Annotated in this window: 18 protein-coding genes and 1 pseudogene; 15 read left to right on the top strand and 4 right to left on the bottom strand. The window is 72.3% G+C overall.

The window, feature by feature from the left end; all coding sequences use genetic code 11:
- Nucleotides 1–17: 17 nt before the first annotated feature.
- Nucleotides 18–809, bottom strand: coding sequence for a transcriptional repressor LexA (lexA, locus tag OHA89_RS11035; protein ID WP_031142326.1), 792 nt, complete (start codon nt 807–809; stop codon nt 18–20).
- Nucleotides 810–1,278: 469 nt separating this feature from the next.
- On the opposite strand from lexA, the gene nrdR reads away from it, so the two are divergent.
- From nrdR to OHA89_RS10995, 8 genes are all read left to right on the top strand, one after another.
- Complete coding sequence (gene nrdR, locus OHA89_RS11030; protein WP_215144523.1) at nt 1,279–1,791, top strand: transcriptional regulator NrdR; 513 nt, start codon at nt 1,279–1,281, stop codon at nt 1,789–1,791.
- A 144-nt stretch (nt 1,792–1,935) separates the two neighbouring features.
- Complete coding sequence (locus tag OHA89_RS11025; RefSeq protein ID WP_406366033.1) at nt 1,936–4,827, top strand: vitamin B12-dependent ribonucleotide reductase; 2,892 nt, start codon at nt 1,936–1,938, stop codon at nt 4,825–4,827.
- 122 nt (nt 4,828–4,949) lie between these two features.
- The gene (locus OHA89_RS11020; protein WP_406368466.1) at nt 4,950–5,435 is read left to right on the top strand and encodes a DUF6215 domain-containing protein; all 486 of its coding nucleotides are present in this window, start codon (nt 4,950–4,952) and stop codon (nt 5,433–5,435) included.
- A 129-nt stretch (nt 5,436–5,564) separates the two neighbouring features.
- Nucleotides 5,565–6,422, top strand: a complete 858-nt coding sequence (locus OHA89_RS11015; protein ID WP_406366031.1) for an arylamine N-acetyltransferase — start codon at nt 5,565–5,567, stop codon at nt 6,420–6,422.
- 32 nt (nt 6,423–6,454) lie between these two features.
- A complete protein-coding gene (locus tag OHA89_RS11010; protein WP_257553877.1) occupies nt 6,455–7,060 on the top strand; it encodes a YdbC family protein in 606 nt (201 codons plus the stop codon).
- 83 nt (nt 7,061–7,143) lie between these two features.
- Nucleotides 7,144–7,803: a histidine phosphatase family protein gene (locus OHA89_RS11005; RefSeq protein ID WP_215144513.1), complete on the top strand. Its 660-nt coding sequence runs from the start codon at nt 7,144–7,146 to the stop codon at nt 7,801–7,803.
- An 11-nt stretch (nt 7,804–7,814) separates the two neighbouring features.
- Nucleotides 7,815–8,738, top strand: coding sequence for an ADP-ribosylglycohydrolase family protein (locus tag OHA89_RS11000; protein WP_266614595.1), 924 nt, complete (start codon nt 7,815–7,817; stop codon nt 8,736–8,738).
- 164 nt (nt 8,739–8,902) lie between these two features.
- Complete coding sequence (locus OHA89_RS10995; RefSeq protein ID WP_266614593.1) at nt 8,903–10,618, top strand: DUF4173 domain-containing protein; 1,716 nt, start codon at nt 8,903–8,905, stop codon at nt 10,616–10,618.
- A gap of 86 nt (nt 10,619–10,704) precedes the next feature.
- Here OHA89_RS10995 and OHA89_RS10990 read toward each other — a convergent pair whose 3' ends face one another.
- A complete protein-coding gene (locus OHA89_RS10990; protein ID WP_266614592.1) occupies nt 10,705–12,258 on the bottom strand; it encodes an MFS transporter in 1,554 nt (517 codons plus the stop codon).
- A gap of 625 nt (nt 12,259–12,883) precedes the next feature.
- Between OHA89_RS10990 and OHA89_RS10985 the strand changes: the two genes are divergently transcribed.
- Together OHA89_RS10985 and OHA89_RS10980 are read left to right on the top strand one after the other, a co-directional pair.
- Nucleotides 12,884–13,594, top strand: coding sequence for a ribonuclease HII (locus OHA89_RS10985; protein ID WP_257553873.1), 711 nt, complete (start codon nt 12,884–12,886; stop codon nt 13,592–13,594).
- Nucleotides 13,595–13,670: 76 nt separating this feature from the next.
- On the top strand, nt 13,671–14,333 hold the full coding sequence (locus OHA89_RS10980; protein ID WP_406368464.1) for a hypothetical protein: 663 nt from the start codon (nt 13,671–13,673) through the stop codon (nt 14,331–14,333).
- Nucleotides 14,334–14,445: 112 nt separating this feature from the next.
- On the opposite strand, the gene OHA89_RS10975 is transcribed toward OHA89_RS10980, so the two are convergent.
- Nucleotides 14,446–15,075: a hypothetical protein gene (locus OHA89_RS10975; RefSeq protein WP_257553872.1), complete on the bottom strand. Its 630-nt coding sequence runs from the start codon at nt 15,073–15,075 to the stop codon at nt 14,446–14,448.
- 215 nt (nt 15,076–15,290) lie between these two features.
- A complete protein-coding gene (locus OHA89_RS10970; protein ID WP_257553871.1) occupies nt 15,291–17,450 on the bottom strand; it encodes a RecQ family ATP-dependent DNA helicase in 2,160 nt (719 codons plus the stop codon).
- A 123-nt stretch (nt 17,451–17,573) separates the two neighbouring features.
- Between OHA89_RS10970 and OHA89_RS10965 the strand changes: the two genes are divergently transcribed.
- From OHA89_RS10965 to OHA89_RS10945, 5 genes and pseudogenes are all read left to right on the top strand, one after another.
- Complete coding sequence (locus tag OHA89_RS10965; protein WP_406366029.1) at nt 17,574–18,836, top strand: DUF4192 domain-containing protein; 1,263 nt, start codon at nt 17,574–17,576, stop codon at nt 18,834–18,836.
- Between the two features lie 209 nt (nt 18,837–19,045).
- Nucleotides 19,046–21,033 (top strand): annotated as a pseudogene (locus tag OHA89_RS10960) (glycogen debranching N-terminal domain-containing protein).
- Nucleotides 21,034–21,135: 102 nt separating this feature from the next.
- Entirely contained in the window at nt 21,136–21,882 is a 747-nt protein-coding gene (locus OHA89_RS10955; protein WP_215150780.1) for an NUDIX domain-containing protein, read from the top strand.
- Nucleotides 21,883–22,064: 182 nt separating this feature from the next.
- The gene (locus OHA89_RS10950) at nt 22,065–23,903 is read left to right on the top strand and encodes an ATP-binding cassette domain-containing protein (protein WP_406366028.1); all 1,839 of its coding nucleotides are present in this window, start codon (nt 22,065–22,067) and stop codon (nt 23,901–23,903) included.
- Between the two features lie 136 nt (nt 23,904–24,039).
- The gene (locus tag OHA89_RS10945) at nt 24,040–24,981 is read left to right on the top strand and encodes a FadR/GntR family transcriptional regulator (protein WP_323186086.1); all 942 of its coding nucleotides are present in this window, start codon (nt 24,040–24,042) and stop codon (nt 24,979–24,981) included.
- The last annotated feature ends 43 nt before the right edge of the window (nt 24,982–25,024 follow it).

Below are 25,024 nucleotides of genomic sequence, written 5' to 3'. Positions count from 1 at the left end.
GGATCGAGGCGGCGGGGTCAGACCCGGCGCAGTACCGCGACGACCTTGCCGAGAATGGTCGCCTCGTCGCCGGGGATCGGCTGGTAGGCGGCGTTGTGCGGGAGGAGCCAGACATGGCCGTCCTCGCGCTTGAAGCGCTTGACGGTGGCCTCGCCGTCGAGCATCGCGGCGACGATGTCGCCGTTCTCCGCGACCGGCTGGCGCCGGACCGTGACCCAGTCGCCGTCACAGATGGCGGCCTCGATCATCGAGTCGCCGACGACCTTGAGGACGAACAGCTCGCCGTCGCCGACGAGCTGGCGGGGGAGCGGGAACACGTCCTCGACCGACTCCTCGGCGAGGATCGGGCCGCCTGCCGCGATCCGGCCGACCAGGGGAACGTAGGAGGCGGCGGGCTTGCCGGTGGTGTCCGTGGGCTGCGAGCTGGGCTGGTCGGAGCCGCGCACCTCATAGGCCCGGGGGCGGTGCGGGTCACGGCGCAGGAAGCCCTTCCGCTCCAGGGCCATCAGCTGGTGGGCGACCGACGACGTGCTGGACAGGCCGACCGCCTGGCCGATCTCCCGCATCGACGGCGGGTAACCCCGCCGCTGCACGGAGTCGCGAATGACCTCGATGACCCTCCGCTGCCGGTCCGTGAGCCCGGAGCTGTCGGCGCGGATGCCTGGAGGTCGACCTGGCAGCGAGCGTGCGGGGCGTACGGGCTCCGCCTCCGGGTTCAGGTTTGCGTCGTTCATGGCATGCACCGGCTCGAGTCGGCTCTGGGAGCGGTTCTGGGCAGTGATGGTGGCACTGTCTGCGGTGGTGGTCACGTCGGCCCCTCTCGAAATGTTCTCCCTAGCTGGACAACGGTAGTAGCTTTCGAAAGGTTGCGCCAAACACACGTTCGAGTGAAAAATCGCAGATCGTCCCGCGTGGGCAAATCGAGGGGTGTATGGGCGATCGGTTCACCGAACGCGGGTTCGGCTCGGCGCCCGCTGCTTACGGTACCCTTCCCGGTCGGATCGCGACCCTCCGGGTCCGGGCCCAGTGTGGCACCGGAAGACCTCGTATCCGCCTATCGGACGCCGCGACACGCGGAGTCGGGTAAATCCACCACAACCCAAGATCTAGTGGTTGGATGAGCGCAGCCGCCCAGAAGTTGTGGTCCCCGGGTCCGCTGAGGGTCCCGACATCGCATATGCTGGTGGCTGCTTCACAAGCCCCCGACAGAGTCCGTCTCTGTCGTTCAGGGGCCTCGTGAGGTGATTCAGTCGTGCCAAGAGGGAGGGTGAGGGAACCATGCACTGCCCCTTCTGCAGGCACCCCGACAGCCGCGTCGTCGACAGCCGCACCACGGACGACGGCACGTCGATCCGCCGGCGCCGTCAGTGCCCCGACTGCTCCCGTCGCTTCACGACGGTGGAGACGGCCTCGCTGATGGTGATCAAGCGCAGCGGGGTGACCGAACCCTTCAGCCGTACCAAGGTCATCTCCGGCGTGCGCAAGGCGTGCCAGGGGCGGCCGGTCACCGAGGACGCCCTCGCCAAGCTCGGCCAGCGGGTCGAGGAGGCGGTGCGCGCCACCGGGAGTGCCGAGCTGACCACCCACGACGTGGGTCTGGCCATACTCGGCCCGTTGCAGGAACTCGACCTGGTCGCGTACCTCCGGTTCGCGTCCGTTTACAAGGCGTTCGACACACTCGAAGACTTCGAGGCCGCCATCGCGGAGCTCCGCGTGTCGCGACCTCACCCTGAAGAGTGCGAGCCCGGTCGGACCGCTCCGGTCCCCGTGCCCGCCTCCGCCGCCGACTGACCGGACGGCCCGTGCTCCGGTGCTCACGCACCGCCAGCACGGCCGGTCTGCCAGGCGAAGAGACGTAGATACAAGACACAGCATCGTGCCGCGGAATAGCGATGGCACTTTAGGGCGTTTTTGCCCGCATATGGGAGGCCTGGCATGACAGAGACGGCGAGCAGCTCGGCACGTGGTTCCCGCGCCAAGGGGACCAAGGCTGCCAAGGGCGGCCTGCGTATCGAGCGCATCCACACCACCCCGGGCGTACACCCGTACGACGAGGTGAGCTGGGAGCGCCGTGACGTCGTCATGACCAACTGGCGCGACGGCTCGGTCAATTTCGAGCAGCGTGGCGTCGAGTTCCCCGACTTCTGGTCGGTGAACGCGGTCAACATCGTCACCAGCAAGTACTTCCGCGGCGCGGTCGGCACCCCGCAGCGCGAGACCGGTCTGAAGCAGCTGATCGACCGGATCGTGAAGACGTACACGAAGGCCGGCGAGGACTTCGACTACTTCTCGTCGCCCGCCGACGCGGAGATCTTCGAGCACGAGCTGACCTACGCCCTCCTGCACCAGATCTTCAGCTTCAACTCCCCGGTGTGGTTCAACGTCGGCACGCCCCAGCCGCAGCAGGTCTCCGCCTGCTTCATCCTGGCCGTCGACGACTCCATGGAGTCGATCCTCGACTGGTACAAGGAAGAGGGCATGATCTTCAAGGGCGGCTCCGGCGCCGGCCTGAACCTCTCCCGCATCCGCTCCTCCAAGGAGCTCCTCTCCTCCGGTGGCAACGCCTCCGGCCCGGTCTCCTTCATGCGCGGCGCCGACGCGTCCGCAGGAACGATCAAGTCGGGCGGCGCCACCCGCCGCGCGGCCAAGATGGTCGTCCTGGACGTGGACCACCCGGACGTCGAGGCCTTCATCGAGACCAAGGTGAAGGAGGAGGAGAAGATCCGCGCCCTGCGCGACGCGGGCTTCGACATGGACCTGGGCGGCGACGACATCACGTCCGTCCAGTACCAGAACGCCAACAACTCCGTCCGTGTGAACGACGAGTTCATGACGGCCGTCGAGAACGGCACCGAGTTCGGCCTGCGTGCCCGCATGACCGGCGAGGTCATCGAGAAGGTCGACGCCAAGGCGCTCTTCCGCAAGCTCGCCGAGGCCGCGTGGGCCTGCGCCGACCCGGGCATCCAGTACGACGGTGTGATCAACAACTGGCACACCTGCCCCGAGTCCGGCCGCATCACCGCGTCCAACCCCTGCAGCGAGTACATGCACCTGGACAACACGTCCTGCAACCTCGCCTCGCTGAACCTGATGAAGTTCCTCAACGACGACGGCAAGGGCAACCAGTCCTTCGACGCCGAGCGCTTCGCCAAGGTCGTCGAGCTCGTCATCACCGCGATGGACATCTCCATCTGCTTCGCGGACTTCCCGACGCAGAAGATCGGCGAGAACACCCGCGCCTTCCGCCAGCTGGGCATCGGCTACGCCAATCTCGGCGCCCTGCTGATGGCCACCGGCCACGCGTACGACTCGGACGGCGGCCGCACCCTCGCCGCGTCGATCACCTCGCTGATGACCGGTACCGCCTACAAGCGTTCCGCCGAGCTGGCCGCCATCGTCGGTCCGTACGACGGCTACGCCCGCAACGCCGAGTCGCACAAGCGCGTCATGAAGCAGCACTCCGACGCCAACGCCGTCGCGCCGCGCACCGAGGACCTGGACAACACGATCTGGGCCGCGGCCACCGAGGCCTGGCAGGACGTTCTGCGCCTCGGCGAGAAGAACGGCTTCCGCAACTCCCAGGCCTCCGTCCTGGCGCCGACCGGCACCATCGGTCTCGCGATGTCCTGCGACACCACCGGTGTCGAGCCGGACCTGGCCCTGGTCAAGTTCAAGAAGCTCGTCGGCGGCGGCTCGATGCAGATCGTCAACGGCACCGTCCCGCAGGCCCTGCGCCGCATGGGGTACCAGGAAGAGCAGATCGAGGCGATCGTCGCCCACATCGCCGAGCACGGCGTCGTCGTCGACGCGCCGGGCCTGAAGGCCGAGCACTACTCGGTGTTCGACTGCGCCATGGGCGAGCGTTCCATCTCCGCGATGGGCCACGTCCGCATGATGGCCGCGATCCAGCCCTGGATCTCCGGCGCGATCTCGAAGACGGTCAACATGCCGGAGACGGCGACCGTCGAGGAGATCGAGGAGATCTACTTCGAGGCCTGGAAGCTCGGCGTCAAGGCGCTCGCGATCTACCGCGACAACTGCAAGGTCGGCCAGCCCCTCTCCGCCAAGAAGAAGGAGGAGGAGAAGCAGGAGGTCACCGCCAAGACGGAGGAGACCATCCGCGCCGCCGTCGAGAAGGTCATCGAGTACCGCCCCGTCCGCAAGCGCCTCCCCAAGGGCCGCCCGGGGATCACCACCTCCTTCACGGTCGGTGGCGCCGAGGGCTACATGACCGCGAACTCCTACCCGGACGACGGTCTGGGCGAGGTCTTCCTGAAGATGTCCAAGCAGGGTTCGACCCTCGCGGGCATGATGGACGCCTTCTCGATCGCCGTCTCGGTCGGTCTGCAGTACGGCGTGCCGCTGGAGACCTACGTCTCGAAGTTCACGAACATGCGCTTCGAGCCGGCCGGCATGACGGACGACCCGGACGTGCGGATGGCGCAGTCGATCGTCGACTACATCTTCCGCCGCCTGGCGCTGGACTTCCTGCCCTTCGAGACCCGCTCGGCCCTCGGCATCCACACCGCCGAGGAGCGCCAGCGCCACCTGGAGACCGGCTCCTACGAGCCCCTCGAGGACGAGCTGGACACCGAGTCCCTGGCGCAGTCGGCCCCGCTGGCCGCGGTGCCGTCGGCCCCGAAGCCCCTCGCGCCCGCCGTGCCGGTCCCGGCTCCGAAGACGGCGCACAGCAACGCCGAACTGGTCGAGATGCAGCTCGGCGTCTCCGCCGACGCCCCGCTCTGCTTCTCCTGCGGTACGAAGATGCAGCGCGCCGGCTCCTGCTACATCTGCGAGGGCTGCGGCTCCACCAGCGGCTGCAGCTGAAACCGGGCGCAATCGCGCTGGATGCAGCATCCGGCGTAGCCCGCACGGGTAGCTGACCAGCAGCTCACGAAGGGGACCGGCCCACGGCCGGTCCCCTTCGTCGTGCCTGTGAGTACGACGAGATACGGGTCCGGGAGAATTCCCGACGCGACGACGACCGCGCCGACCGGCCGGCCGCTTGCTCGAGCCAGGACCAGGACCTGCCGGCGGGGTACGTCTCGGGAGTTCAGCTGTGTACGGCGCTGAACCGCCCGGATCTTCCGGTGCTCTTCGGAACATCGGCATCGTACGACCGTCTACCGGTCGCCGAGACGGCCGACCTGCTGGGCTTCACCGCGCAGAAGACAACGGTCCTGGGACGCCCGGCCGTCCTGTATTCGGACCGGACGATCGGCATCATCTTGAACTTCAACGGCGGCAAGACCAGCACCGGCACAGGCCCCGGCGGCATCGCCCGCAGCCTGGTGGTCGCGAAGGACGCGCAGGACGGCGGCGGTTCCTTCGAGGTCGTGATCTGGCGCCAGGACGGCCGACTGCCCGATGACACGGCCCTGTTCCGCACCGCCGAGCAGGTCCTTCCGACGAGCCCGGGCTGGACCGCCGGCTGAACGCGGCCCGTTCGGGCCGGTCACCGTCAGTGGCGGATGCGGCGGGCGGGCGAAGAAGGGGTTGGTGTGCCGGGCCCGTCATGCCGATCATTGTGCGGGTGAGGACGGATCACGGGGAGACGGGGAACCATGTGGAGCGGTGACGAGCTGGACCTCGACGCGTATCTGGCGCGGATAGGAATCGGCAGGGAGGCCGGGACCGGGATCGGGAGGGAGAGGGCCGGGGAACTCCGGCCGGACCTCGAGACGTTGTACGCAGTGCACCGGGCCCACACCGGCGCCATCACCTTCGAGAGTCTGGATGTTCTGCTCGGCCGCCCCGTCGAGCTGGACGTCAAGGCGCTCGAGGACAAGCTCGTGCACGACCGCCGCGGCGGCTACTGCTACGAGCAGAACTCGCTGCTGGCCGCTGCCCTGGAGCGGATCGGCTTCGAGGTCTCGGGGCGAGGCGCGCGCAATCGCACCCGCGGCGACGCCCTGACCCCGGTGACGCATGCCGTCCTCGTCGTCACCGTCGAGGGACAACCGTGGCTGTGCGACGCCGGTTTCGGCTACCAGGGCCCCCGCGAGCCCATCCCGCTGGGGAACCCCGGAGCCGAGGTGCGGCAGGGGGCCTGGACGTACCGCGTGCGGGAGGAGGCGGACGGCGTCCTCGTGCTGTGCTTCCAGCGCGGGGGAACCTGGCGCGATCTGTACACGTTCTCCCCTCAGCGGTACCACCCCGTCGACTACGTCCTGCTCAACCACTACAGCTCCACCCATCCCCGCTCCGCCTTCATCGGGCGGGTCATCGTCCAGCACCCGGGCGATGACGTCCGCCGGACGCTGGTCGGGCGGGAACTCATCCGGCTCCACCCCGACGGGCGGGAGGAGCGGCAAACCGTCGGGCCGGAGGCACTGCTCGGCGTAATCGACCGGGAGTTCGGCCTTCGGCTACCCGAGCGGGATGCGGCGGAACTGGTACGGATCCACCGCGCCGGGGACTGACCCGGGCCGCGCCGGGACCGTACGATGGCGCCGTGCTGGTCAAGTGGATTCGCTGCACGGTGACGGACCGACGCGGGTTCGAGCGGGGGCAGCGCAAATGGGCGGGGCTGCCGGGCGAGCCGGGATTCCGGGGACAGGGCGGCGGTTGGAGCCGAGGCCGGCAGGGGGTCGCGCATGTCTTCGCGTTCTGGGAGAGCCGCTCTTTCTACGATTCCTTCATGGCCCGCAGTCACGACCGGCTGGCCGCCGCGCAGAACGGCACCTACACCGATTCGCGGGTCACGCTCTTCGATCACCGCTTCGACGTGAAGACCGGCTTCGAGCCGCGCTTCACCGACGCCGACGTGGTCCGCGTCGCGCACACCCGGGTCCGGGAGGGCCGGGTCGACCACTTCGCCCTCATGCAGGAGAAGGTGTGGAATCCGGCGATGGCGGGCTCGCCCGGCATGATCCGGGGCCTCTTCGGCGAGGCCCCGGGCCGGGAGTTCCTGGTGCTGTCGATGTGGCACGCGGCAGCCGAGCACGGCAAGTACCGGCAGGAGCGGGTCGAGCGGCTCTCCCTGCGCGCCCAGATCCAGGCCGATGTCGAGGCCCTCACCGGTGACGTCGTCGACCTCGAACCCTCCTGGACGGTCTGAGGCGGTATGACCGTACGACGACTCGGCGGGCCGACCGGCGTGCCCGGTCGGTCGGCCCGCCGATGGCCGAATAGGGTCGTGGAATGGTTCGACCACGGCGCATCGTCCTCGTCCGGCACGGGGAATCCGAGGGGAATGCCGACGACTCGGTGTATGAACGGGAGCCCGACCACGCCCTGCGGCTGACCTCGAGCGGGCGGGAGCAGGCCGCGGCGGTCGGCGTACGGCTGCGCGAGCTCTTCGGCGAAGAGACGATCAGCGCGTACGTCTCCCCGTACCGCCGGACCCTGCAGACCTTCCGGGAGCTGCGGCTGGACCCGACCCGGGTCCGGATGCGCGAGGAGCCGAGACTGCGCGAGCAGGACTGGGGAAACTGGCAGGACCGGGACGACGTACGGCTCCAGAAGGCGTACCGGGACGCGTACGGGCACTTCTTCTACCGCTTCGCGCAGGGCGAGTCGGGAGCCGACGTGTACGACCGGGTCGGGTCCTTCCTGGAGAGCCTCTACCGCAGCTTCGAGGCCGAGGACCATCCGCAGAACGTGCTGCTCGTGACGCACGGGCTGACCATGCGGCTGTTCTGCATGCGGTGGTTCCACTGGTCGGTGTCCGAATTCGAGGCCCTGTCCAATCCGGGGAACGGCGAATTCCGGACGCTCGTGCTGGGCCCGGACGGCCGGTATCGGATGGACCGCCCGTTTGAGCGGTGGACCACACCCGAGCCCTACGACCTGGACGGCTAGAGTGACCCGCGATGACCCCTCATTCCACTCCCGAACGGCGCTACGCACGCGCCCTGTCCAGCCTCCGCGGGCTGGCCCTGGGGGACGCCCTGGGCTCCCAGTACTTCGTCCCCGTGAACTACCCGCTGCTCAAGCGGCGTGAACTGCCCGTCGGCACCGAGACGTGGCAGTGGACCGACGACACCGAGATGGCCTGCTCGGTCGTGGCCGTGCTCGCCGAGCACGGACGCATCGACCAGGACGCGCTGGCGAGCTCCTTCGCCCACCACCACGACTTCGACCGGGGCTACGGGCCCGCCGTGAACCGGATGCTGCGCCTGGTCCGGGAGGGCCAGGACTGGCGCACGCTGGCCGCCGAACTGTTCAACGGCCAGGGCTCGTGGGGCAACGGCGCCGCCATGCGGATCGCGCCGCTGGGCGCCTGGTACGCCGACGACCCCGAGCAGGCCACGCACCAGGCGGAGATCTCCGCCTACACCACCCACCAGCACCGCGAGGCCGTCTGCGGGGCCATGGCCGTCGCCGCGGCGGCCGCGCTCGCGGCGGACCCGGCCGGCCCGCCGAAGGCCGCAGACCTGCTGGACGGAGTGATCGCGCTGGTGCCGCGCAGCGCGGTGGGCGCCGGGATCCGGCGGGCGCGGGACATGCTGGACTACGGCGACGCGACCACGGTCGCGGCGGTACTGGGCTGCGGACGGCGCACGAGCGCCCATGACACCGTGCCCTTCGCCCTGTGGTCGGCCGCGCGGTCGCTGGACGACTACGAGCGGGCGTTCTGGACCACCGCGCAGGTCGGCGGCGACGTCGACACGACCTGCGCGATCGTCGGCGGGGTACTGGGCGCGCGCGGCGACGAGGTGCTGCCGGCCGCGTGGCTGGCGCGCACCGAGGCCCTGCCGGCCTGGCTGCCGGAGGCCGCGGAGCGTGAGCGGTAAGCCGGCCACGGCGTCCCGCGCAGGACGAAACCTCCCCTTCCGATTGTCACGGTCCTGCCACAGGCCTCTTTTGAGCCTGTTCAAAACCACCTGACACCGGCCTACGCTGTCCGCTTCGCCGCCCCACCTGAAAGCCGGGGCGGCCGACAGGGGAGGGGAACCCGATGTCAGAGAACACCGACGGGGTGGACGAGGCCGCGGACCGGACCGAGGGCGGACCGGCCGGAAGACCGGCACAAAAACCGGCCGAACCGGCTGCGGAACAGATACCGCCAGCCGCAGCCGCACCACCGACGGGCACCGGAACCCCGGCCGACGCCGCCGCCTGGCAGGCATGGCAACAGCAGCAGGCGTGGCAACGGGCCGCAGCGGCCCGGGCCGCGGCCTCCGGGCCCCCCGAGTGGGTGGTGTCGCTGCGGCCCGCCGAAGCCGCCCCGATCGGGGCCGTGACCCTCGTCGCGACCCTGATCGCCGGCCTCTCCGCCGCCCTGCTCCTCGGCGACGGCATGGGGCCCGGCCTGCTGCTCGCCGTCGTGCCCGCCGTGGTCGCCGCGTACGCCGCCGCCCGCGCGGCCCGTCGTACCGCCCGCCCCTGGACCCTGGTCTGGGCGATCGGCTGCCTCGCCCTCCTCGCCGTACCCGCCCTGCGCGACTCGGCGTGGCCGTCCACCCTCGCGATCCTCTCCGCCATCCTGCTCGGTGCGCTGGCCCTGCACGGCAGCCGCACCTGGCCCGGCGTCCTGCTCAGTCCGATCGGCTTCTTCGAGGCGGCCGTGTCCGGGCTCGGCTGGGCATGGGCGGGCCTGCGCTCGCGCGGCGGCGTCAGGAAGGACCGCTGGCTGCCCGTCGCCAAGGCCGTTGCCGTGGCCGTGGTCCTCCTGCTGGTCTTCGGCACGCTGTTCGCCTCCGCCGACGCGGCCTTCGCCGACCTGCTGAGCGGGCTGACGCCCGACATCTCCATCGAGGACGGACCCATCCGGATCGTTCTCTTCCTCTTCGGCGCCTTCCTCGCGCTGGCCGCTGCCCGCGCCGCCGCCGCCCCGCTGCGCTGGGACCGGATCAAGGTGGCTCCCGGCAAGCCGCGGTCCCGCGTCGAATGGGCCCTGCCGCTCGTCGTGCTCAACCTGCTCTTCGCCGGCTTCAACGCCGTGCAGCTGGCCGTCCTGTTCGGCGGCTACGACAAGGTCCTCAAGAGCACCGGCCTCACCTACGCCGAGTACGCCCGGCAGGGTTTCTGGCAGCTGCTCTGGGCCACGCTGTTCACCCTCGCGGTGATAGCCCTGGCCCTGCGCTGGGCCCCGCGCTCCGGCGCCGCCGACCGCCGCTTCGTGCGCACCGTCCTCGGGGTGCTGTGCGCGCTGACGCTGGTCGTCGTCGCCTCCGCGCTGCGCCGCATGGACCTGTACGTGGACGCGTACGGGCTGACCATCCTGCGCGTGTCGGTGGCCGCGATGGAGCTGTGGCTCGGCCTGGTCCTCGTACTGATCATGGCGGCCGGGGTGTTCGGGGCCCGCTGGCTGCCGCGCGCGGTCGCGGGGAGTGCGGCGGCCGCCGTTCTGGCCTTCGGCCTGCTGTCCCCGGACGGGATGGTCGCAGAGCGCAACGTGGCCCGTTTCGAGGCGGACGGCAAGATCGACCTGGCCTACTTCCAGAGCCTGTCGGCGGACGCCGTGCCGGCGCTGGACCGGCTGCCCGAGCCCCAGCGGTCCTGCGCCCTGCGCGGGATCGACGAGGAGATCTCCAGGGCCGGGGACGTCCCCTGGTACGCCATGAGCATGGGTGAGCACCGGGCCCGGCAGATCCTGCACGAGCGACCGGTGACGGCCGCGTACGAGGTCTGCTCGCGCCTCGGCAGCTTCGGCAGCCGCACCGAGTACTAGGCGTACGAGGGCCGGCTGCCCCGGACGTACGAGGGCCCGGGCGCGGGATCGTCCCCGCACCCGGGCCCTCGTACCTCCGGCCCCGCTCAGGCCGGCGGTCCACCCTTCACGGCGGTTCCGTTGAGGGCATCAAGGTCGCTCTTGCGCACCCGGATCACCAGCAGCGCGGTGGCCAGGGCCACTCCCGCCATCGCCACGGCGGCGCCGAACGCGGTGGAGATGCCCTGGGTGAGCACGAGGTCGCCCCAGGGGTCGGGCAGCTGCCCGGTCTCCTGGAAGGCGGCCAGCTGGCCCGGCTCCGCCTGCGCCGCGAAGGCGGGGAACTGCTGCCCGGCCTCGGTGCGGGCGGCCGTGCCGAAGACGGTGACCAGGATGGACAGGCCCAGGGAACCGCCCACCTGCTGGCTGGCGTTGAGCAGTCCGGAGGCCGCGCCCGCTTCTTTGGACGACACTCCGGAGACGGCGGTCAGGGTGAGGGTCACGAAGTTGAGGCCCATACCGAACCCGAACAGCAGCATCGGCCCGAGCACCCCGGCCACGTACGAGGAGTCGGTGCGGATCAGGGTGAGCCAGCCGAGCCCCACGCCGACGAGGGCGGATCCCGACACCATGAACGGTTTGGGGCCGAAGCGCGGCAGGAAGCGCTGCGAGAGGCCCGCGGCCGTGACGATGGCGACGGTCACGGGCAGGAAGCCGAGTCCGGATTCGATCGGGGTGAAGTCCAGTACGTTCTGCACGAACTGGACGATGAAGAAGAACATGCCGAACATCGCGGCGGCGAGGCTGAGCATGATCAGGTAGGTGCCGGCGCGGTTGCGGTCGGCGAACATCCGCAGCGGGATGATCGGTTCACGGGCCCGCGACTCGACGGCGACGAACAGCGCGAGCAGGATGACGGCCGCCGCGAACGAGCCGAGCGTGAGGGAGTCGCGCCAGCCGTCCTCCGAGGCGCGGATGAATCCGTAGACCAGCGAGGCCATGCCACCGGTGGAGGTCAGGGCGCCGGCGATGTCGAAACGGCCGGGGTGGCGCTCGGACTCGCTGATGTAGAGCGGGGCGAGGACCGCGATCAGCACGCCGATCGGCACGTTGACGAAGAGGACCCAGCGCCAGTCGAGCCACTCGGTGAGCATGCCGCCGGCCAGCAGACCGATGGCGCCGCCGCCCGCGGAGACGGCGGCGAACACCCCGAAGGCCCGGTTCCGTTCGGGGCCTTCGGCGAAGGTGGTGGTGATCAGGGCGAGCGAGGTCGGGGAGGCGATGGCGCCACCGACCCCCTGGAGGGCGCGGGCGGCGAGCAGCTGCCAGGGTTCCTGGGCGAAGCCGCCGAGGAGGGAGGCCAGGGTGAAGAGCAGGATTCCGGCCATGAACACGCGGCGCCGGCCCAGGATGTCGCCGGCCCGGCCGCCGAGCAGGAGCAGGCCCCCGAAGGTGAGCGTGTAGGCGCTCAGCACCCAGGAGAGATCGGTGGTGCTGAAGTCGAGGGCGGTCTGGATGTGCGGAAGGGCGATGTTCACGATCGTCGCGTCGAGGACGACCATGAGCTGGCAGGCGGCGATGACGGTGAGCGCGATTCCGGGGCGCCCCTCCCGGTGGGCCGCGCCCGGTATTCGGGGTGTGGCGAGTTGAGAGCGTGTCACTGAGGATCCCCCAAAGTGAAACAGTGGACGCAATCGTTCACTTGCGGACCACGGTACGAGCCAGAAGGCGGCGGACGCGAGCGTTCACCGGGGTGGAAATGGGCGTACCCGGTAGGCGCGGGCGGAGTCCCGAACTCGAACGGGCGATTCTCGACGCGGCGTTGGGGAGTCCGGGTACGGCCGTGCCGGGCAGGCTCGCGGTCTCTCCTTCACGACTGCGACCAGACCTGCGGCGTCAGGTTGGTGGAGACATCGGGTCCGGAATGTGCGCGCTGGCTTTGTGTCTGATCAGGGAGCTTGTGCGGCGGGGGATCGATCGGGGTGGCGCAGGGGCGTCGTGGATGTCGTTCCGGTGAGGCAGGCGCACCGCGTGATGGTGTGCGGGAGCGAAGGTGGGATGCGGACATCAGGCAGGTGATCGACCGGGTGGTGGTGCCGTCGCTCGGCGGGAGAGCCGCGACGAGGGGCCGTAGAGGGACCGAAGAGGGGTCGACGCGAGACCTGTGTGGGACCGGCGGGGGACCGGACTCAAGGGCGGATGCCGGACCGGCGGGGCGGCCCGGGCAAGGCCCGACCCGGGGCGGGGTGTGCAGGCGGCGCGGGGCGGCGTAACCTTGCTGGCGCCATGCCGTACGAAGCACCCACCCACACCGTCGAACGCTCCCTCCGTGCAACCACCGGCGCCAAGGTCATCGCCGGGGTCGACGAAGTCGGACGAGGGGCCTGGGCCGGTCCCGTCACCGTGTGCGCGGCGATCACCGGTCTGCGCCGGCCGCCCGCCGGGCTCACCGACTCCAAATTGCTCACCCCCAAGCGACGTGACGCCCTCGTCGACGTCCTGGAGGCCTGGGTCACGTCTTATGCCCTCGGGCATGCCTCCCCGGAGGAGATTGACGAGCTGGGGATGACGGCCGCTCTGCGGCTCGCGGCGGAGCGGGCCCTTCAGGCCCTGCCGGTGCGGCCCGACGCGGTCATCCTCGACGGCAAGCACGACTACCTCGGCTCGCCCTGGCAGGTCCGTACGGTGATCAAGGGTGACCAGTCGTGCGTCGCCGTCGCGGCGGCCTCGGTCATCGCGAAGGTCCGTCGGGACCGCATGATGGCCGAAATAGGCGGTCAGGGCGGTGGCTTCGAGGACTTCGCCTTCGCCGCCAACGCCGGATATCCCTCGCCCGTGCACCGTGCGGCGCTGGAGGAGCTGGGGCCCACCCCCTACCACCGGCTCTCGTGGTCGTACCTCGACGCGCTTCCCCGGTGGCGCCACCTCAAGAAGGTGCGCCGCAGCGAGGAGTCGATGGAGCTGGAAAACGGAGGCCAACTCGGCTTCGATTTCTGATCGCACCCATGTGCCACCGGCCGGTACGTTTCGTACCGGTGTTTGATAGACATCACGCCAAGCCTCTCACCACGCCATCGAGGAGCCTCAGATTCACGAGAGTGCCCAGGGTCCCCGCGTCACGCCGGCCGCGAGCCGCACCGCGCAGACCCCCCGCCCCGTACCTGGTCCGCGTCCCGCAGCAGTACCCCGGCCCGGACGCCCCAGTCCCTCCCCCGCAGCGGCAAGCCGCGCGGGTGGTGCCCCCAGGCCCGCTCCGCCCGCGCAGCGTGCGCCGCAGGCCACCCCCGGACCCGTTCCCGCAGCCCCCGCCCCGACCGCCTCCGCAGCGCCGTCCGTCTCGGCGGCGGTGCCGCAGATCCAGCTGATCCCGGCCTCCGTCGAGGGTGCGCTCGACGCGGCCGAAGAAGCCGTGGACCTGCTGCTCGACACCGGGCGCGCGCCCGGTGACATCCTGGTGCTCACCACCGGCGACCCGCACCCGTGGGCCGCCCACGAGCTGTCCTTCGGCGAGGCCGCCTACTGGGCCCTGCACGACGCCGGGGACGACGTCTTCTACGCGGACGCCGCTCAGGTCCAGCGCGCCACCGGCCGCCCCGTCGTCGTCTTCGCCGCCAACGGCGGAGCGGTCGACACGGTCGCGGGCCACCTGCCGGTCGCGCTCACGCGGGCCGGTGCGCTGCTGATCGTGTGCGGTGACCCGCAGCAGATCAACTCCGTGTTGGGTGCGGGCGTCTGACGCCCCGTATCCCGGCACGGGCGAGGGGCGGGGCGGGCCGTGGGCCGGCCCCGCTGAAGCCCGAGGGCCGATTCGCCGTGCGCACCCCTTCGGCCGGGCGGCCGTACGAGGGTCAGCGCGCGGCGGTCCGGCGCAGTGCCTCGGCCGCGCCGCCACCGGTGTGCAGGGCGAGCGGGGCGAACTCGGCCACCGTGTCGCCGAGCCGCTGAGGCCGTGAGTCCGAGCTGGGCTGCCGGCCGCCCCGGCCTTCGCCCAGAACCTGCCAGCCCCCGCGGGTCAGCGTGATGTACGCGCCGCAGCGCAGCCCGTGCAGGGTGCAGGCGTCCCGCAGCCCCCACATCCAGGCTCCGTCCTCCTCGGTCCACCGCTCGTCGCCCTCGCGGCAGTAGAGCAGCACCGCCGTGCGCACCGGGGTCCGGCGCCGCAGATCGTGCGGGATGACCCGGCGCAGCCGGGACAGCAGGGCGTTGCGGTACTCCCAGCCGTCGGCCGAGGTCGACCGCTGTACGAACGAAGCGCTCGCCACGAGCTGCTCCTCCGGGCCGAGGACGGCGATGACCGCCGTCGACGGCACGGGGCTGTGCCGGGAGTGCAGCCCGCTGACGACCTCGCGGGGGTTGCGGAGCAGGGGAATGCCTGCCGACGTCCATTCGGCGGGTTCCAGCAGCCGGCCGTGCCGGCTGGCGCCGCCGGTGGCCGTTGTCAGGGACGTGGTCGAGGGCGGGGCGAATCCGAAGGTCACGGTCCTCCCTTCGGGTACACGCCCGCGGACGGGCACGGCTGGAGTGTGGGCGCGCCGCAGCACGGCCCAGGAGGGTGCCGGGGAACCGGGCGGGAGCACCCCAATTCTCGCGTGGCCCGCGAGCATGCGGCAACGAGCAATTGGCGCCGCCGACCGGAATTCGCCGGTATGCCGCTCATATCCTTGCCCCGCCACGCCGAAGATGACGCATTCGGCTACGGCTGAAGCGCAAGCACCAGCGGAAACACCCCCTTCGCGCCAGCCCGCCGGAGAAGCCGGGCGGCCACGGCGAGGGTCCATCCGCTCTCCGCGCGGTCGTCCACGAGGAGTACCGGTCCCGCTGCCTCGGCCAGTGTCGCCGCCAGAGCCGGGGGCACGGTCAAGGCCTGGTGGAGCCCCCGTACCCGCTGGGCGCTGTTGGAGGAGGGCAGGCCGTATTCCGGGACCTGGTCCGTGTACCCGATCGTCCCGAGCAGAGGCAGCCGCCCGACCTCCGCGATGCGCGCGGCCAGCGAACCGACCAGCTGGGGGCGGCTCCGTGAGGGCAGCGCGACCACGCCCACCGGCCTCGCCGGTGCGTCCGGGGCACCCGAGGCCCAGCCGCCCGGGCCGCGGGCCCAGTCGGCGAGGACGGCCACCACGGCCTGGGCTACATCGTCCGGAATCGGCTGGTCGGGACTCTGCTGGGCGAGCATCGGGCGCAGCCGGTTGCCCCAGCCGATGTCGGACAGCCGGCCCAGCGCCCGCCCGGTGGCGGCTTGCTCCCCGGCCGGGATGCGGCCCTTGAGGTCGACGCCGACCGCCGCGAGCCCGGTCGGCCACATCTTGCGCGGCTCCAGCTCCACGCCCGGGCGGCCGAGTTCACCGCGGGCGGTGTCCAGCGCGGCGGTGGACACGTCCGCCGTGAACCGGGCCCCGGCGCAGTTGTCGCAGCGGCCGCAGGGGGCGGCCTGCTCGTCGTCGAGCTGGCGGCGCAGGAACTCCATCCGGCACTCGGTGGCCGCCGCGTAGTCGCGCATGGCCTGCTGTTCCGCGGCCCGCTGGCGGGCCACCCACGCGTATCGCTCGGCGTCGTAAGCCCACGGCTCCCCAGTCGAGGTCCAGCCGCCCTTGACCCGGTGCACGGCGCCGTCCACGTCCAGGACCTTGAGCATCGTCTCCAGCCGGGTGCGGCGCAGGTCGACCAGCGGCTCCAGCGCGGGCAGCGACAGCGGCCGCCCCGCCTGGGCGAGTACGTCCAGCGTCCGGCGCACCTGCTCCTCGGGCGGGAAGGCCACCGAGGCGAAGTACTGCCAGATCGCCTCGTCCTCCCGGCCGGGCAGGAGCAGGACCTCCGCGTGCTCCACGCCGCGGCCGGCGCGGCCGACCTGCTGGTAGTAGGCGATGGGGGAGGAGGGGGAGCCCAGGTGCACGACGAAACCGAGGTCGGGCTTGTCGAAGCCCATGCCCAGGGCGGAGGTGGCCACCAGCGCCTTGACCCGGTTGGCCTGGAGGTCGTCCTCGGCCTGCTGCCGGTCGGCGTTCTCCGTCTTGCCGGTGTACGAGGACACCGTGTGCCCGCGGTGGCGCAGGTACGCGGTGACCTCCTCGGCCGCCGCGACCGTCAGCGTGTAGATGATCCCGGAGCCGGGCAGGTCGCCGAGGTGGTCGGCGAGCCAGGCCAGCCGGTGCGCCGCGTCGGGCAGCGTCAGCACGGCCAGGCTCAGGCTCTCGCGGTCCAGCGGTCCGCGCAGCACCAGGGCGTCCGTGCCGGCGCCGGTACCGAGCTGTTCGGCGACGTCGGCGGTCACGCGGGCGTTGGCCGTGGCGGTCGTGGCCAGCACCGGGACGCCCGGCGGGAGATCGGCCAGCATGGTGCGCAGCCGGCGGTAGTCCGGGCGGAAGTCGTGTCCCCAGTCGGAGATGCAGTGGGCCTCGTCCACAACGAGGAGGCCGGTGGCGGCGGAGAGCTTGGGGAGGACCTGGTCGCGGAAGTCGGGGTTGTTGAGCCGCTCCGGGCTCACCAGCAGAACGTCCACCTCGCCCGCCGCGACCTCGGCCTGGATCCCCTCCCACTCCTCGGGGTTGGCGGAGTTGATGGTGCGGGCGCGGATTCCGGCGCGGGCGGCGGCCTCGACCTGATTGCGCATCAGCGCGAGGAGCGGGGAGACGATCACGGTGGGTCCGGCGCCGCTCGCCCGCAGCAGCGAGGTGGCGACGAAGTACACAGCGGACTTGCCCCAGCCCGTGCGCTGCACGACCAGCGCCCGGCGCTTGTGCGCGACGAGCGCCTCGATCGCCCGCCACTGGTCCTCGCGCAGCCGAGCCGTGCCCGTGGGGTCGCCCACGAGACGGGCTAGTACGGAGTCGGCCGAGGACCTCAGGTCTGCGTTCATGCCCCCATGCAACCCGATGCCTCTGACATCGCGCCAATGCCGCTCTGAGCCTGTGGATGTTGAAGTTTGAATTGGTTATCCACAGGGCTTTCGCGATCGGATCTTGCGCGGGACCTTCGGGGCATGACGAACAACCACGAATCACGCACCCCGTCCGACCGGCCGTCCACCAGCACGGCCGGATCCACCACCGATCCCCGGATCACACTGCGCAGCCCGGCCGAGCTGGCCGACGCGCTGCCCTACATGCTCGGCTTCCACCCCACGGACTCCCTCGTCATGGTCGCCGTGCACGGCGAGGGAGGCCGCTTCGGCGGCCGGCTCCGCGTCGGCATCCCGGCCACTCCCGCGGAATGGGAGGACACCGCGCGGCAGGTCGCCGACTGCCTGATCCGCGGCAGCGAGCGGCGTGAGGGCAAGCCCGACGGCATCGTCGTCTTCCTCTGCCAGGAGCCGCTCGGCGGGGAGAGCGGCCAGCGGGTGATGACCCGGCTGCGGCCGCTCGCCCAGCGCATCAGGCTGGCCTGCGGCGCGCTCGACGTGCCCGTGTTGGAGGCCCTGTGCCTCTCCGCGGGCCGCTTCTGGTCCTACGTGTGTCCCGACGAGCGCTGCTGCCCGGCCGAGGGCAGCCGGCTGGCGGCGGTCGGCACCTCGGTGATGGCCGCCGCGGCCACCTTCGCCGGCCTCCAGGTCCGGGGTTCCCTCAAGGAGATCGAGGGCAGGCTGGCGCCGCTGGGCGGCGCCGTGGCCGCGGAGATGGAAGGCGCCCTGGACCGGGCGGCTGCCGCCCTCGTACCGAAGATCCTCGACGGGGCCACCCGGGAGGAGGTCGGTGCCGAGACCCTCGAGCTGGCCCGGTCGCTGATGCGGCGGATGGCCCTTGCCCCACCCGTCGAGGGAACCCAGGCCGATGACCGGGACGACGCGCTGCTCGGCCACGACGAGGCGGCCGCGCTGATCCTCGGCCTCCAGGACCGTGAGATCCGGGACATCGCCGCAGAGTGGATGGAGGACGAGGAGGCGGGCCCCGCCCTGCGGCTGTGGCGGGCCCTCGCCCGGCGCTGCGTCGGCGCGTACGGGGAGCACGCGGCGGCTCCGCTCACCCTCGCGGGCTGGGTCTCCTGGTCCACCGGGGACGAGCCGACCGCCCGGATCGCCCTGGGCCTGGCCTTGCGGGCGGATTCCGACTACCGCTTCGCCCAGCTGCTCCACCACGCCTGCAACGAGGGCATCGACCCCGAGGGACTGCGGGAGTGTCTGCGGGAGGAGCGGCGGAGCCGCGAGCCCCGGCGGGGGCGCCGTCCGGCGGGCTCGCGTCCCCCGGGCCGCCGCGGCAAGCCGGCTCCGAGCCGCGAGCCCCGCCGCACCGCGGGGAGCGGGCAGTGAGCCCGCGCCCGCTCCAGCGCGGCACCCTGGTGCGGCGGATCCGGAGCTGCCTGGGCGTCGTTGTACGGCGGCGGCCCCGCCCCGGCTGCGCGCAGCAGGCGCCGCGGCCCGTGACCCGGGCGGGGGTGGGGGCGTTCAGCTGGAGGGCGGCGGGGGCCCGGCCACGCCGCCGCCCGGCTGAACCGACCGGAGCCCAGACAAGGCGACGCATGTCTCACCCCGCATCTCTCCGACCACCCGGCGTGCCTGCCGCCCGCAGGTCCGAGCCGCCGCCCGTGCACGGCGCCGTCATCTGCGTCGCCGCGCCCTGCCTGGTCATCTCGCCGGAGCACGGCCAGCTGACGGGGCGGGGGATCGACGGGATCTATCGCTCCGGGCGCCGGCTGCTCTCCCGCTGCGTGCTGCGCGTCGGCGGGCGCGATCCGGTCGCCGTTCAGGGGCGCAGCCTCGGCGCCGACCGGGCCGTCTTCACCGCGACGGTGCGCACCGGGGCGGAGCCCGGCCCCGACCCGGACATCGGGGTGGAACGGGTCCGGCACGCGGACGGCACCGAGCGGATCACCCTGCGCAGCTTCGCGTCCCGGCCGGTGCGGCTGCCCGTGGAGGTACTGCTCGGCACTGACCTGTCGGAACTGGCCGCCGTGGCCGCCGGGCTCGCCGGGCCGGAACTGCCCGCCGGGGTGCATGCCGCCGGGCTGCGGTGGAGCACCGGCGAGGCTCAGGCCGTCATCGCCGCCGAGCCGCCGCCCGACGACGCGCTGGCCTCGTCCGGGCTGCTGCGCTGGCAGCTCGACCTGGGCCCCGGCGAGTCACACACCATCGAGCTGCGGACCACGCAGGACCGGGTCACGCGGGCGTCAGCAGGGCAGGTGGCGAATCCGCTCGCCGACGCCCGGGCCGAGGGTGACGACCCGAGAGTCGAGGCGTGGTTCCGCACCAGCATCGAGGATCTCGGGGCGCTGTTGCTGAGAGATCCCGGGGAGCCGGGCGACGCCTTCGTGGCCGCGGGGGTGCCATGGCGGCTGGGACTGGCCCCGGCGGAGTCCCTCTGGGCCGCCCGGATGGCGCTGCCGCTCGGGACCGGACTGGCCGCGGCCACCCTGCGGATCCTGGCCCGCAACCAGAGCGGCGGGAGCGGCCCCGAGGCGGGGAAGATCCCGGGCCCGCTGCGGGGGGCGGGCCCTCAGCTCCCGCCGGGGTGCACCGGTACGGAGGCGACCCTGGCCTTCCCGGCGGTGCTCGCCGAGGCCCGGCTCTGGGGGATGCCGGAGGAGGAGGTGGCCCGGCTGCTCCCCGCCGCCGAGCGGTGCCTCGACTGGCTGCGGGGCGCTCTGGGCGCAGACGGCTTCCTGGCCGATCCCGACCCGGGGCCGCGGCGCTGCGAGACCCAGGCCCACGCCCACCGGGCCGCCCTGCTGGGGGCCGACCTGCTCGCCGCGTGCGGGCGTCCCGGGGCCGAGGGATGGCGGCAGTGGGCGGCCGCGCTGCGGGAGCGGTTCCGGGCCGGCTTCTGGATCGACGGTCCGGACGGGGCAGGCCCGCGGCGGCCCTGCACCCCGACGGCCGGCCGCTGCCCCGGCTGACCGGGGCCGCCGCACACCTGCTCGACACCGGGCTCCTCGGCGGCGGCCGGCTCGCCCCGGGCCTCCTGGACCGGGCCTGCACCGAGCAGTTGGCCCGGCTGCTCGGGGCCCCCGCCATGGACTGCGGATGGGGACTGCGGAGCATGGCCGCCAAGGAGCCGGGCCACAACCCCTTCGGCCACCGCTCCGGGGCGGTACGGGCGTACGAAAGCGCCGTGGCGGTGGCCGGACTGGCCCAGGCGGGCTTCGAGAAGGAGGCCGCGGGCCTTCTCCGCGGTCTGTTGGACGCGGCGGAAAGCTTCGGGTACCGGCTGCCGGAGATGTTCGCGGCCGAACAGCGCGTTTCCCACAGCGCCCCGCTTCCGCACCCGGCCGCGTGCCGCCCGGCCGCGGTGGCCGCGGCGGCCGGGGTGCACGTCCTGACCGCCCTCGCCGGAATCCGTCCCGATGCCCCCGCGGGCACGGTCGCCCTCGCCCCGCTCCCCGGCGCACCCCTCGGCGCACTCCGCCTCTCCGGCCTGCGCGTATCGGGGGAGCCCTTCGCCGTGCGGGTCAGCCGGCTCGGCCTCGGCATGGTGGAGGAGGCCGCGGATGCGCTCCAACTGGGAGGTTAGAGGTGTCTTGCCGGTCAGGCCGGACACACCCGGCCCGCACACCGGCGTCTTCAAGGTCACCAAAGCGCTGTTTATCGTCAGGCAGACGACTATGATCGCGGCATGTCGCCCTACGACCCGTCGGCCTTTCCGCCCTTCGCCGTCACTGTCGACCTGGTCGTGCTCACCGTGCGGCGCCACGCGCTCTGTGCGCTGGTCGTCCGGCGGGGTGAGCAGCCGTTCCAGGGGCGCTGGGCGCTGCCCGGCGGATTCGTACGCGGAGACGAGGACCTCGCGGCGGCCGCGGCCCGGGAACTCTCCGAGGAGACCGGCCTGTGCGCACACGACCCCGCCCTCCCGGGCGTGGGTAACGGGGCCCATCTCGAACAGCTGGCCACCTACGGTGACCCGAAGCGGGATCCGCGGATGCGCGTCGTCAGCGTGGCGCACCTGGTGCTGGCCCCCGACCTGCCGGCGCCCCGCGCTGGCGGCGACGCCAACAGCGCCCGATGGGCTCCCGTCGACGAACTGCTCGCATCCGAGGAGCAGACCTCGGCGGGACTCGCCTTCGACCATGCCCGGATCCTTGCCGACGGCGTGGAGCGGGCCCGCTCGAAGATCGAGTACTCCTCGCTGGCCACCGCCTTCTGCCCGCCGGAGTTCACCGTCGGCGAGCTGCGCCGGGTCTACGAGGCCGTCTGGGGCGTGGCCCTCGACCCGCGGAACTTCCACCGCAAGGTCACCGGGACCCCCGGATTCCTGGTGCCGGCCGGAGGGACGACGACCCGTCAGGGCGGACGCCCGGCACAGCTGTTCCGCGCCGGCGGAGCCACCTTGCTCAACCCGCCAATGCTGCGTCCCGAGGTCTGACGCCGCGACACCAGTCCCGGTCCCCGGCCCGGCCCCCGGTTTCGCCCCGGCACCCTGGGCTGACTCGGCCGCAATATTGACATTCCATCGGACCGGTTGCGCTGTAAATCGGACATATCGCGTTATCTTGCTTGCGGTACTCACGCTGCCGCAGAGCGGTCTCACCCCCCGCGAGAGAAGCGATGCTCCAGGCCATCGGACTTACCAGCAACCCCCGCCCCGACGCCCAGCCCCTCGTGGACGACCTCACCCTCGAGGTCCGCCCGGGGAGCGTGACCGCCCTGCTCGGCGAGCCGGGATCGGGCAAGACCACCGCACTGCGGCTCATGCTCGAACTCGAACCGGGCCGCGGCGTCACCTACTTCCGCGGTCGCCCGCTGCACCGGATCCCGTACCCCGGCCGTGAGGTCGGCGTGCTGCTCGGCGATGTCCCCGGCAATCCCGCGCGCACCGTACGCAACCAGCTGCGGATGCTCTGCGCCGCCGCCGGGGTGCCGGCCTCCCGGGCCGACACCATGCTCGAGGTCGTCGGGATCGCGGGTCTGCGGGACCAGCGACTCGGCTCGCTCTCGCTGGGCATGGAACGCCGCGTCGCGCTGGCCGCCGCGCTGCTCGCCGATCCCTGCACCCTGCTGCTGGACGAGCCCGCGGCAGGTCTCTCGCCCCGCGAGAGCGGCTGGCTGTACGGGCTGCTGCGCGGCCACGCCTCCCTCGGCGGAGCGGTGCTCTTCACCACCGACGACGCCAAGGAGGCGGCACGCAACGCCGACCGGATCGTCAGCGTAGAGGCAGGCCGGCTCGTCGCCGACCAGGACGCAGCCGAGTTCGCCCGGACCCGGCTGCGACCGAGGGTCGCCGTGCGCACCCCGCACGCGGCCCGGCTGGCCGACGTACTGGGCCGCGAGGCCCGGGCTGCCCAGCGCGCGGTGGAGATCGTGGAGGAGAGCGGCAGCCGCCTGTCGGTGTACGGCAGCAGCTGCGCGGAGGTCGGCGAGGCGGCGTTCAAGCACGGCGTGCTGGTCCACCGGCTCGCCGACGAGACCGGAGACGCCGGCGCTCCCGCGCCGCCGGTCCCGCACGCCCGGGCCGCCGCCGACGCGACGTCCGACGCGACGTCCGACGCGACGTCCGACGCGACGTCCGACGCGGCTTCCGATGCGGCATCCGGCTGGGCATCGGGCAAGGCTGCCACGGGTGGACGGTCCCGGCGCGCCCGGTCGCGGCGGCCCGCCTCGGCGGTGCGCCGCGTCGGCGGACCCATGAGGCCGCTGCGCTACGAGCTGCTCCGGGTCTTCGGCACCGCCACCCCTTTCCTCACCACCGCGGTCGTCGCCGTCGTCTCCGTTCTGACCGCGCTCGTACTGGCCCGGGCCGGGCACACCCCGCAGAACCGGCTGCTCGCGGCCTGGCCCGAGCTGCTGCCGCTGCCGCCCGCGGCCCTCGGCGCGGGCCTGCTCGGCGCCCTGGCCTTCGGCGAGGAGTACCGCTACCCCGCGCTCGCCGCCGACCGCGGCACCGTGCCCCGCCGGATGGGGCTGCTCGCCGCCAAGCTCGGCGTCTGCGCCGTCCTCGCCCTCCTGCTGGGCGCCCTGGTGGTGGTGGCCGACGCCGCCGCACTGGCCCTCGTCTTCGACAGCGGCCCGCTGCGCACCCCGGTGGAGTGGCTCTCCCCGGCCGCGAGTTGGGCCGGGCTGCTCATCGGCTGCGCCTGGGCGGGCGTCCTGGCCTCCGGCGTCTTCAGATCGGCCACCGCCGGCCTGGCCGCGGTGCTCGCCGTGCCGGTGATGGTGGTGCCGCTGGTGCGCAAGGTGCTGGAGGGTTCGTCCGCGTACCCGGTCACCGGACTCGGGCCCCGGCTGCGGAGCCTGACCTGGGTGCAGTGGCCGCCCGAAGCGGACCGCCTGGTCCTGGGGGCCTTGCGGGTCATGGCCCAACCCGTCGGCACCGCTCTGGTGTTGTCGCTGATGGTCCTGTTGTGCGCCTATGGGTTCACCGGACTGCGCAGCCGGGTCCGTTGGTGATCGTTCCGGTGCACAGAAGGCCCGTACGAGACCGTTGGAGTCCACCTCGCGTGATGCGGACCGCAACTCCCCGCAAAAGGCCCGGTTCTTTACGATAAGTCGTCAATTGCGTAGGTGGCACCGATCACCCTTTCGTGTGCTTTTCACCAAAGACCTCAAGGGCAATGGAGGCACGGCCGACAAAGGATTCGTGAGTACCCTTGCGCACACCATGATGACCGCCGCCCGCCATGCCGACTCCGGCCTCGCCGGCCCGGGCGAACTCGACCGCTACCCCTACGCGGAGACCCCCGGGTCCGACCGCGCCGCAGCGCCCCACTGGGACGGCGCCGACGTCGAGTTGAGCCGCGTCGGCCGCCGCGCCGCCGGCAGCCGCGGCCGCGGACTGCACGGCCAACTCGTCCAGCAGCTCGGCCAGATGATCGTTTCCGGTGATCTCGGAGCGGACCGCCCGCTGGTCCCCGAGGAGATCGGCCAGCGTTTCGAGGTCTCCCGGACCGTCGTCCGCGAGTCGCTGCGGGTCCTGGAGGCCAAGGGCCTCGTCAGCGCCCGCCCGAACGTCGGCACCCGGGTCCGCCCGGTCGCCGACTGGAACCTGCTCGACCCCGACATCATCGAGTGGCGGGCCTTCGGCCCCCAGCGCGACGACCAGCGCCGCGAGCTCAACGAGCTCCGCTGGACCATCGAGCCGCTCGCCGCCCGCCTCGCCGCCGGGCACGGCCGCCCGGACATCCAGCAGCGCCTCGCCGACATGGTCGAGATCATGGGTCACGCCCTCGGCCAGGGGGACTCGATCACCTTCGCCCGCGCCGACAACGAGTTCCACGCTCTCCTCATCCAGGTCGCCGCCAACCGCATGCTGGAGCACCTCTCCGGCATCGTCTCCGCCGCGCTCCAGGTCTCCGGCAGCCCCGTCACCGCCTGCGACCGTCCGAGCGAGGCCTGCGTCGCGCACCACGCGCGGATGGTCGAGGCCCTCGCCGCCGGGGACGCGATGGGCGCCGAGAACGCCATGCGCCAGCTCCTGACGGTGCATCCGGAGGTCGAGCGCGTGGTCCCCGCCCCGCGCGAGCACTGACGGGCGTACCCGCGGGGGCGCGGGGGTGCACGACATGTCGCCG

It is taken from the genome of Streptomyces sp. NBC_01546 (assembly GCF_045208355.1).
Lineage (GTDB): Bacteria > Actinomycetota > Actinomycetes > Streptomycetales > Streptomycetaceae > Streptomyces.
The sequence above is the reverse complement of the archived record's forward strand: the minus strand, read 5'-3'. Positions and strand labels throughout refer to the sequence as shown.